General features: G+C 49.2%; 6 protein-coding genes. 3 read left to right on the forward strand and 3 right to left on the reverse strand.

What is annotated here, in order from left to right:
* Positions 1-35 precede the first annotated feature (35 nt).
* Positions 36-1,142, reverse strand: coding sequence for an NADH:flavin oxidoreductase (locus ACO1NU_RS09430; protein ID WP_448818224.1), 1,107 nt, complete (start codon positions 1,140-1,142; stop codon positions 36-38).
* An 11-nt stretch (positions 1,143-1,153) separates the two neighbouring features.
* Positions 1,154-1,453 carry an ArsR/SmtB family transcription factor gene (locus tag ACO1NU_RS09435; RefSeq protein ID WP_448818312.1) on the reverse strand — a complete coding sequence of 100 codons (300 nt, stop codon included), beginning with the start codon at positions 1,451-1,453 and terminating at the stop codon, positions 1,154-1,156.
* A 430-nt stretch (positions 1,454-1,883) separates the two neighbouring features.
* Here ACO1NU_RS09435 and ACO1NU_RS09440 point away from each other — a divergent pair, with 430 nt between their 5' ends.
* Genes ACO1NU_RS09440 through ACO1NU_RS09450 form a run of 3 tightly spaced genes read left to right on the forward strand, consistent with a single transcriptional unit; the run spans position 1,884 to position 8,201 of the window.
* Positions 1,884-5,048 carry a SusC/RagA family TonB-linked outer membrane protein gene (locus tag ACO1NU_RS09440; protein WP_448818313.1) on the forward strand — a complete coding sequence of 1,055 codons (3,165 nt, stop codon included), beginning with the start codon at positions 1,884-1,886 and terminating at the stop codon, positions 5,046-5,048.
* 4 nt (positions 5,049-5,052) lie between these two features.
* Positions 5,053-6,633 (forward strand): SusD/RagB family nutrient-binding outer membrane lipoprotein, encoded by a 1,581-nt coding sequence (locus ACO1NU_RS09445; RefSeq protein WP_448818225.1) that lies wholly within the window; start codon positions 5,053-5,055, stop codon positions 6,631-6,633.
* Between the two features lie 32 nt (positions 6,634-6,665).
* The gene (locus tag ACO1NU_RS09450) at positions 6,666-8,201 is read left to right on the forward strand and encodes a DUF5689 domain-containing protein (protein ID WP_448818226.1); all 1,536 of its coding nucleotides are present in this window, start codon (positions 6,666-6,668) and stop codon (positions 8,199-8,201) included.
* A gap of 187 nt (positions 8,202-8,388) precedes the next feature.
* On the opposite strand, the gene ACO1NU_RS09455 is transcribed toward ACO1NU_RS09450, so the two are convergent.
* A complete protein-coding gene (locus ACO1NU_RS09455; RefSeq protein WP_448818227.1) occupies positions 8,389-10,818 on the reverse strand; it encodes a DUF4982 domain-containing protein in 2,430 nt (809 codons plus the stop codon).
* Positions 10,819-10,898 lie beyond the last annotated feature (80 nt).

Genomic DNA, 10,898 nt, shown 5'->3' on the forward strand with positions numbered 1-10,898 from the left:
ATCTACCCGGGAAAGCCGCATTGGCTTTCCCTTTTTTAGTCCATTACCAATTCAGCAAGCGCATCTTTGGTGAAGCCTTTCAGCTCATCTGTACGTTGCTCGCGGATCTTTTTAACCCAATTTGGATCGGAAAGTAAAGGTCTGCCCACAGCAACGAGATCAAAATCTCCACGGTCCATACGGCGAAGCAACTCATCAAGAGAGCTTGGCTGAGAGCTTTCCCCTGCAAAAGCAGCCAGGAACTCTCCGGTAAGACCTACAGAACCCACTGTGATCGTTGCACTTCCGGTAACCTTCTTTACCCAACCTGCGAAGTTTAAATCTGAACCTTCGAACTCAGGCTCCCAGAAACGGCGCTGAGAACAATGGAAGATATCAATTCCGGCTTCTGCTAAGGGATTCAACCAGGCTTCAATCTCCTGAGGGGATTTGGCCAACTTATTGGTGTAAGCAGATGGTTTGAACTGAGAGATCCGGAGGATCAAAGCAAGATCCTCGCCCACCTGGCGGCGTACTTCCTTGGTCACCTCTACAGCGAAACGGGAGCGCTCAGCGAGGGTTTGTCCGCCCCAGCTATCCTGACGCTTATTTGTTTCTTCCCAGAAGAACTGGTCGATAAGGTATCCGTGTGCGCCGTGAAGTTCAACGCTGTCGAAGCCAAGCCTTTTCGCATCAGCGGCGGCACGTCCAAAGGCGGCAATGGTATCTGCTATGTCCGAGTCAGTCATGGTGTTCCCTCCTATCACTCCCGGACTGCCCATACCAGAGGGACCTTCAAACGGAGTGTTTGGCAGCCAACCTGAATAATGCGGCTCCATTATACCCATGTGCCAGATCTGGGGAGCCATCTTAGCTCCGGCCTGATGTACGCCCTGTACCACATTTCCCCAGCCATTCAATGCATCCTGTCCGTAGAAATGAGGCACATTAGCGTCATTTGAAGAAGCAGGACGATCAATCACAGTTCCTTCTGAAAGGATGAGGCCTACTTCACCTTCTGCCCTTTTCTGGTAATACTTTGCGACATCCGCTGTAGGGATGCCCTGTGGTGAGAATGAGCGTGTCATGGGTGCCATGACGATACGATTCTTGAGATCTAATGATTTCAGACGGAACGGTCTGAACAGACTTTCTGTATTCATTTCATTTTTTTTTAAATATCGGTTTGAACGAGTTGACTCAAAGCGGCGAATGCTTCTTCGTTCCGCTGGTAGTAGGTCCACTGCCCCACCCTTTTGGAACTGACGAGCCCTGCCCTTTGCAAGAGCGACAAGTACTCAGAGACAGTCGACTGTGTTAGTCCGGCTTTCTTTTGAATCTGCCCAACACACACACCGTTGTCAAAGCCATATTGCTCCTGATCGGGAAAGTTTCCTTCCGGATCTTTTAACCAGTGGAGGATCTGCAATCGGGTCTTGTTTGAAAGCGCTTTGAATATTTCTACCTGATCCATACCACAAAGATACATCGGAAATTCCCGATATCCCGCTGAAAGGTATAGATATGACACAGCCATTAGATAAGGCCAGCTCTTAACGATGTATTAATACAGACACCGAAAGATGGGCTAGATATTAATATTCTATTAGCAATGGGGTAATAAACGCCGGATACTTTTGCCGCAAGTCAAATTCAACCTCAAACAGAATGAAATGAATGCGGAATGCCAGAGCGCTTATCCTCAACTCCATCAAAGTCTCATTACACACATCAGAAAACCATCTAGTATGAAGAGTAAGTTTACTCACTATTGCAAAATCATTAACCTGGAATCAATACGTTCAGGTTTGACTTCTCTAAAAAGGCACCCTGCTGCCCCGCGCATCAGGGCAAAAAGCACCTTTACCTTTACCCTTTTGCTCCTATGTGCATCTTTTTGGCAGATGCTGGCATTTGCCTCCTCAGCTCCGGCCATGCAGCAGGATCTTATTACCGTATCGGGAACCGTTACAGACGCCAAAGATTCAGAACCGCTTCCTGGTGTCACGATTGTCGACGGCAACAAAAAAAGATTAGGCGCGAGTGCCGCCAATGGGTCCTTTTCGGTCAGGATCAGAAAAGGATCTGAGCTGACATTCGTTATGATCGGATATACTACTCAAAAGAGGGTATTTACAAGCAATCAGACGAAGGTGACCATTCGCCTTCAGCAGGACGCGAGCGAGCTGAATGAGGTGGTGGTGACTGCCCTGGGCATAAAACGCGAAGAAAAATCGCTCGGATATGCAAATACCGTTGTGCAGGGAGAACAGCTGACGGATGCACTGTCGGGCAACTGGACAGACGCGCTGTCGGGGAAAGTGGCTGGCTTGAACCTTGTCCGTTCAAACAGCGGTCCGACCGGCTCCAATAAGATTATTCTCAGAGGGGAGAACAACCTGACGGGCGACAATGAAGCGCTGATTGTGGTTGACGGAGTGGTCATCAACAACAGTAGCGGAAGGCGTACTGCTATTGGGGGAGAATCTGCCTACGGGACCAGCAGTGACAACATGCCCGCAGATTACGGAAGCGGGATAAATGACATCAATCCGGAAGACGTTGAATCAGTGAACGTACTGAAAGGCCCCGCTGCGGCAGCCTTGTACGGGCAGCGGGGAGCCAACGGCGCAATCATTATCACGACCAAATCAGGCAGCCCAACGAGAAAGGGTCTGGGCGTAACGTTTACATCGAATGCTTCTATAGAAAGTGTGAACCGCTGGCCGGACATGCAGTTTGAATACGGGCAAGGTCTTGATGGCGCGGCGCATTACTCTTATGGTGCAAGTGCAGACGGAGCCAGCACCAGCGGCACGAGTTCCGCTTACGGTCCGAAGTTTGACGGACAGCAGTTCTTTCAATATGATCCGGTGACGCAGGCGCAGGGAACAACAAGAACACCCTGGGTTCCCTATAAGAACAAGATCCGCGAGTTCTTCGAAACAGGTGAAACGTATACCAACTCGCTGAGCCTCGATGGAGGAACCGACAAGACGACCGCCCGCTTTTCTGCCACGAATGTGAAGAACCGGTGGATAACTCCCAATACAGGATACGGGCGAAATTCCCTGGCCCTGTCTGTAAACTCCAAGGTGAATGAGAAGCTGACCATATCGTCTAAGATCAACTATGTAAACAAGTTCAGCGATAACCTCCCGGGAGCAGGCTATGGGAACCAGTCGCTGATGTATTGGTTTATCTTCTGGCAGCCCAATGCTGACCTGGACTGGCTGAAGAACTATTGGCAACTGGGTCAGGAAGGGCGCAAAATTGAATATCCATACAGCTCCTTTCCGGAGAATCCCTATGCAATATCATACGAGTTCATCAATAAATCCAACCGTCATGGTTTTACCGGCAACGTGCAGGCGGCCTACAATTTCACGAAAGAGTTGAGTTTACAGGTGCGGACGTCGATGGACTTCGGCTATGAACAACGCGCGCAGGAAAGGCCTTACGATGCAGGAACCAAGTACCCAAAGGGATCATACCGCGCGCAAAACATCTTCTCTCAGGAAGTAAGCAGCGACTTCCTGTTAAGATATGCGAAAAAGCTGAGCAGGGATTTTGATGTTACGGTGACCGCAGGGGGAAGCATGCTGAAGAACAATTACAATAAAGACGAAGTGCGGGCAGACTCCTTGACTTACCCTGGATTATATACCGTGGCAAATGCCGCGGGTCCGCTGGTGAGCATACCCGACAAGAGCACTTACGAAATCAACAGCTTTTATGGCCTGATATCAACCGCTTATAAAGACTTCCTCTATTTTGATTTCACCGGCAGGCAGGATTGGAGCAGCGTACTGGCCACTCCAAGCAGGACCGATAACGTAGGGTTCTTTTATCCGTCGGCTAGTATGAGCTTCATTCTTTCTGAAGCACTTCAGCTACCTAAGACCATCAGTTTCGCCAAAGTAAGAGCCTCTGTCTCTGAAGTGGGAAGCGGAGGAACGAATCCATACAGGACTTCGTACTCGTACGGCACAGCAGGCGGGGGACTCTATCCCGGTGGTGCCTTGCAGAACCCGACCGTATTACCTAATCCGGATCTGAAACCATTAAGAACGATCACTTATGAAGTAGGCGCCGACGTAAGGCTATTTAATAACAGGCTGGGCTTTGATCTGGCCTTATACACCGGAAAGACCCGGGATCAGATCCTCAACCGGATTGTTGACCGATCATCAGGCTATAACTCGGTGCTGATCAATGCCGGTGAAGTGCGAAACCAGGGGATTGAACTTGCTTTAAATGCAACGCCGATAAACAGCAAGAATAAGTTGAAGTGGATGATGAACTTCACGTTCTCCGCTAACAGAAACGAGATCACCAAACTGGCTGATAGCTCGGTGGTTTTGAGAACCGGTCCTGTAGCAGGTGGTCAGATTGTGGCGAAGGTAGGTGGCAGCATGGGTGACCTGTATGCACGAGGATATGTACGTGCGCCCGATGGTCAGATCGTGTACGACGAAAATACAGGATTTGCCAAGATATCGTCTGACGTAGTATATGTGGGCAACACCATTCCAAAGTACAAAACAAGTGTCAGCAGTAATTTCAGCTATAAACAATTCCGTCTGAACGTGCTCTTTGATGCGCAGGTAGGCGGCGTAGCACACTCCCTGATGAACTATAAAATGGTGGAACAGGGTAAGCTAAGCAGCACCCTTCCCGGAAGATATAACGGAATCATCGGGAATGGGGTGATCCAAAATGCCGACGGAAGCTACCGCAAGAATGATATTCTGGTATTTGACGTGGACGAATACTACCGCTCGCACATGGGCGTCGATAACGGCGAGGGAAGCACCTTCAGCACCGACTTTATCAAGTTCAGGGAAGCAAAGATCGACTATACCCTGAACAGGAAGCTAAGTACAAAGCTGGGCCTTCAACGCGCCACAATAGGTGTATACGGCCGCAACCTGTTTATCTGGTCGCCATGGCCAATGTTCGACCCTGAGTTCGGAACGCTGAGCGGAACGGATATCGTCACGGGCTTTGAAACAGCACAATTTCCATCTACCAGAACCTTTGGTATCAACCTTACTATTGGAATTTAATCTCATGAACAAGCTATCTTATAGAATACTCAGTATCATCATGGTTGCCATCCTGATACTTCCATCCTGCAAGGATGGATTCGAGGAAGTGAATACAGACCCTATCAACACACCCAGTGCCCTGCCTCAGCAATTGCTTGCACCTGCCCTGGCTGGGGTTGTCAGCTCGAATATGATCCGCAACCGGAACTTCAACAATGAACTTATGCAGGTGACTGTCAGCATCAGCGACGGTGACGCCACCGTCTTTCGTTATGAGTTTAGAAATACCATATCAGACTATCTCTGGAACAACTGGTATATCCAGCTGACCAACTTCAAAGACCTTTATGCACAGGCGAGTAATCCGCTGACCCTGAATAAGTCATATCAGGGCATATCGCTCATCTCCCAGGCCTGGGTTTACTCCATGCTCACAGACACGTACGGCGACATTCCCTACTTTGAATCTAACCGGGCGAGAGATAGTGTATCAGCCCCGGGGATCAAAGAGCCTGCGTTCGACAAGCAGAAAGATATCTACCTGGATATCTTCAAGAAACTCGAGGAGGCCAATGTGCTGCTAAGCGCCAATACGGCTATTGCGGGCTCAAGCGACCCGGTGTTTAACGGCAACGTGGGAAACTGGAGAAGGTTCGGGAACTCCCTGTATCTGAGACTACTGCTCAGGTTGTCGGGCAAGGCAGAGGTATCTGAGGCCTGCATTGCGAAAATTAAGGAGATGGTGGAGACCAATGCTTCCGCTTACCCGATCATCAGTAATAACGGGCAGTCCGCAATTCTTCGCTGGACGGGAAATGCTCCCTACACCTCGCCTTATGTCAATGGCGTAAGGGACCAGGATTTCAGGGCTCCTGCCATCGCCAGTTTCTTTATTGATAATCTTCGGAACTGGAGTGACCCGCGCATTAACATTTCCACTTACGGCACAGGCGGTGTGAACCGCTGGGGAATAGCCCAGGGCAGCAATGGCTTTGCTGGTGTAGAAAGTGGATATGTACCAGGAGCCGGAATAAGCAAACAGGCTTATTTCTACTCGAGAGACCAGCAAACCATGTCCCTGCAGCATGAGCCTTTGGCAGGAATGATCATGAATTACGCGGAGGTGCAGTTCATTCTTGCGGAAGCAGCTGCTAAAGGATGGATTACGGGATCAGCACAGACCTATTGGGAAACAGGGGTACTGAATGGCATTACCTTATGGCTGCCAACCTACCCTAACCCCACGGCATCGGGGCTACCAGCGACGGCACCTACCATTGCAGATCCGGTATTCCGGGAGTATCTGACGGCGGCGGACATCGACTGGGATGAATCGCTGTCATTGGACGACAAGATGGAGAAAATTCATCTTCAGAAATACTATGCCTTGTTTCTTACAGATCTGCAGCAGTGGTTTGAGTACCGCAGATCGGGGCATCCGAAATTACCGAAAGGTCCCGGCCTAAGAAACAATGGTGTGATGCCGGCCCGAATGGTCTACCCGGTATATGTTCAGTCTGCCAACCCTACGAACTACAAACTCGCTGTTGCAGCCCAAGGCCAGGACCTGATATCAACGCAGGTCTGGTGGCAAAAACCTTAATGGAATAAAAGCATATCTGTAATTAGAATAACATGAATAAAATAGTAATATACACCTGCCTTTTGTTCAGCATGGCCCTGCTCGGCCTGGGGTGCAAGGATGAATCGAATTATCCGGGCGGAACCATCAGCCCCTATATACCCATTTATGATCTGAGAAGCCTGTACAAGGGCACAGACGTTCAATTGAATGCCGATAACATGTATGGCTCCACGAAAATCACCGGAGTGGTGGTATCTGACCATTCGGAAGGGAACATGCCTGCGGGACTACTGGTTCTACAGGACAAACGCCGGCTCGGGCAGCTACGCGGGATTTCGATCCCCTTGGGTAATGCGGCTAAGGAGTATTCATCAGGCGATTCAGTCGTAGTTGATGTTGAGGGAGGATCCTTGAAACGTGTTGACGGACTGCTGCAGATTACGAACATCCGTCCTGAGGACGTGACCAGGGTATCATCGGGTAATTTCATCGCACCAAACCGGGTAGGAAGCAGCTCGATTATTGCTGATCCGGACAAGTACGAAAGTACCCTGGTGGCGATTGTCAAGGGAGGATTTAACCCACTCCTTCAGCCAGGAGATGTACTTGCGGGCGACAAGGTGCTCAATGACGGGTTTGGAGATATCGTTCTTCATACCGCGACGGGAGCTTCATTTGCGAAGCAGGAAAACCTTCCCTTCAACGGCAACTACTACGGCATCATCTTCATGGCGAAGAAGGGCGACGGGACCTATATCCCCGAGCACCGTATCCGCAAGGCAAGCGACATTGTTGTACTTGGCTCTAGCGCAGAGATAAGTCCTGTTATTATCAGTGGATTTATTTCAGACCCGAAGGGCACAGATGCCAACAACGAATACATACAGTTTATGGCCACCCGGGATATCGACTTCGCTGTGACCCCGTTTTCGGTAGTTACCACCAATAATGCAGGAGCTTCTAACCCGACGGGAAATCCGGCGAAAGGCTGGGCAACCGGAGGACTCCGGACATACAAGTTCAACATCAGGTCAGGTAAAGCAAGTAAGGGCACTTTCTTCTATGTTGGGGGAACCAATAAGCTGATCAACAGCACAGGATCGACCGATATCAGTGGGTCTAACTGGGTAAGTACACGCAACTACGGAACGACCGATGGAGAGGATTTCGGTACAAAGACCACCAATCTGCTGGCTAACAGCGGCAATGCTTTCGGGATAGCCGTTTTTGCAGGGACAACTGTTACTGCCAATTCACAGCCGATAGATGTCATCTTTGTTGGCGCCGGTGGGAGCTTATTTTCGGAGGGCCCACCACCTGTGGGATACCGTATTGCCAATACTGACTTCTACGATGTGATTAATCCGATAACCCTTTCCCAGCAGCCCTTTTACAGACAGGGATCGAATACGATCAACCTGCTATATAATACTCCGAGTGATGCAGGATATTTCTACAAGTTGGGTGGAGTTTATAATGCCTCTTTAGGGAAGTGGATGCAGGCGAGGACACAGACCAATATACTTCTTACCAAGACATCCACTCTGCAAGAAATTGAAGGAGAAGGGGCAACTGCGCTGAAGTAGGGTCTTTGTATCAGAGATTTAACAGTAGCAGGCCTCCTGACCGTATATGGTCAGGAGGCCTGCTGTTTTTGGAAATTTAGTACGTTGTAAGCTCGGTTAGTGCTCGAACACCGGGCACGTTTTAAGGGTTCTACTCAGTACTCTTAGTGTTTGGCTGAAGCTCGTTTACAGATCTTGACAGCCTGTATTAGCGGGCTTCTAGTGTAATCTCAGCCTTTTGTAGCTTAGCTCCTTTAACCGCTAACTTGATAGGGCCGGCCTTTGTAGCCGATTGTACAAGTACAACAAGTTTACCGCTGAAAAGCTTCATGGTAGGCAGGTGGAATTGCTCCAGGGAGGTGGCATCTCCGTTGCATGCTGCACGGTAGGTTCCGTTTCCGCTGACACTGAATGTTAGCTGATCATTGGCTTTAGGGCAGGGATTTCCTTTTGCATCAACAACCGATACGGTAACGAAAGATATATCTTTTCCATCAGCATCCAGTTCGGTACGGTCTGCTTCGAGAACGATTTTATGCGGCTTGCCGGCTGTTACCACGGTCTGCTCTGCGACGGGCTTGCCCTGCTTATCATAAGCAACCGCCTTCAGGGTTCCCGGCTCATATTTCACATCCATCCACATCAGGCGGTAACGGCTTTGAGGACTTGAACTATCCTTTTTACGGACACCCAGACTCTTGCCGTTCAGGAACAGCTCGGCACTGTCGTAATTGGTATATACAAATACCGGAGTCGTCTGGCCTTCCCTACCCTCCCAGTTCCAGTGCGGAAGAATGTGCAATGTTTCTTCTTTCGTATTCCATTTGCTGCGATACAGATAGAATCGGTCTTTGGGCAAACCTGCCAGGTCGTTGATCCCGAAGTAGGAACTTCTTGAAGGCCAGAAATTATCGTAAGGAGTAGGTTCCCCAAGATAGTCAAACCCTGTCCATACAAATTGACCGATCACCCAGGGCTTATCGTCTTCCAGGATGAAGTCATCCTCTGGCAGATTAGACCAGCTGCAATATTCAAGGTCGTAAGATGATGATTGGCGATCCTCATATGTTTTTTCAATGCCTTTGACCACGGGAAATTTATACACCCCTCTTGAGCTTACGGTAGATGCCGTTTCAGAACCCAGGATAAAGCCCTGCGGGAATGACTTAAATGCATCTTCATAAAGGTGGGTACGGTAATTCAGTCCGGGGATGTCAAGCAATGCTCCGAAGCCTGATGCCATCGTGGCTTTCACCTGATCCATTCCAACAGTTACTGGGCGGGTAGGATCTTCACGATGGAAGATTTCCTGCAGCCATTTAGCCCGCTTGACGCCCTCAGCTCCATGCTGGTCCGGAACTTCATTACCAGAGCTCCACATCACGATTGATGGGTGGTTACGGGTAGCATGTACCAAATTGATGATGTCTTTTTCCGCGTCTGTATTGAAGAAGCGATTGTATCCGTTCTTCACCTTTGGCTTTGCCCACTCATCGAATGACTCAGCAAGGAACATGAATCCCATTTCGTCACATAGTTCAAGCTGCTCAATAGACGGCATGTTGTGGGAGCTTCTTATGGCGTCACATCCCATATCTTTCAAAATACGCAATTGCCTGCGCAAAGCAGCTTTGCTGACAGCTGCTCCTAAAGGACCGAGGTCGTGATGAAGACAGACACCCTTGAATTTACGCACCTGTCCGTTCAGACTGAAACCCTTTTCCGCAGTATAACTGATCTCCCTGATACCGAAGCGGGTGACGATTTCATCCCTCAATTCATTACCAGAATAGAGCCTGGTAACGGCTTTATACAAATACGGTGTTTCGGGGCTCCATAGCTTAGGATTTGCTACAGCGATGTTTTGGTCGAACTCTCTTCCGAACAGCGTCTCTGTGCTCTGTCTAGCAACGGTATCCCCTTCGGCGCTTAAGATGGAGGTAACCAGGCGTACCTTATCTCCCGACACCTTTGTCTTGATGCTGACCTTCGCCTGCTGGGCAGATATAAATGGAGTTGTAATGTTTACGCCCCATTGATCTATGCTCTCGGAGTTTTTGACCACCAACTGTACTTTGCGATACAAGCCGGCTCCCGGATACCAGCGAGAGGAAAGTCCCCTGTTAGAGAGCTGAACCGCAAGCACATTCTCCTTGCCTGCAAGAACATGATCGGTAATATCAAAATAGAAATAATTATAGCCGAAGTTCCACTCACCCACTTTTTTGCCGTTGAGGAACACGCGGGGTTCACTCATAGCACCTTCGAAGAGGATTAACACCCTTTGACCAGGACTGTACCTGGGGAGTGTAAAGTGGTTCCTGTACCATCCTTCACCAATATAGGGCAAAGATCCCGTCCTTCCTGTCTTTTCCGTAGGAACCTTCTCTCCGTTCTGAACAATCGCGGTCATCTGTTTATCGATCTCCTTGTCAAAGGGACCGTAGATTGCCCAGTCATGAGGAACACTGACGCTTTGCCAGCTTCTATCGTTGAATCCAGCCAGGTGAGCCTGATCGCTCTGACCTTTCTTGAATTTCCATCCGGTATTTAACTCGGTAACAACCCGGACCTGTGCGAAAGAGAATTGAGATAGCAAAAAGAAGATCAGGATAAAGGAACGTATTGAACTAGGCATATGAAAGAGTTATTTGTTATCTTGAATATAGTGTCAATGTGGAAATCAGGAACATTTAGGAACAAGTTTTACTGGTTATT

This window comes from Arcticibacter sp., assembly GCF_053551015.1.

Bases quoted from the DNA above. Each gene is read 5' to 3' on its own strand.
- ACO1NU_RS09430 (WP_448818224.1), bottom strand. From the start codon at position 1,142: ATGAATACAGAAAGTCTGTTCAGACCGTTCCGTCTGAAATCATTAGAT.
- ACO1NU_RS09435 (WP_448818312.1), bottom strand. From the start codon at position 1,453: ATGGATCAGGTAGAAATATTCAAAGCGCTTTCAAACAAGACCCGATTG.
- ACO1NU_RS09440 (WP_448818313.1), top strand. From the start codon at position 1,884: ATGCTGGCATTTGCCTCCTCAGCTCCGGCCATGCAGCAGGATCTTATT.
- ACO1NU_RS09445 (WP_448818225.1), top strand. From the start codon at position 5,053: ATGAACAAGCTATCTTATAGAATACTCAGTATCATCATGGTTGCCATC.
- ACO1NU_RS09450 (WP_448818226.1), top strand. From the start codon at position 6,666: ATGAATAAAATAGTAATATACACCTGCCTTTTGTTCAGCATGGCCCTG.
- ACO1NU_RS09455 (WP_448818227.1), bottom strand. From the start codon at position 10,818: ATGCCTAGTTCAATACGTTCCTTTATCCTGATCTTCTTTTTGCTATCT.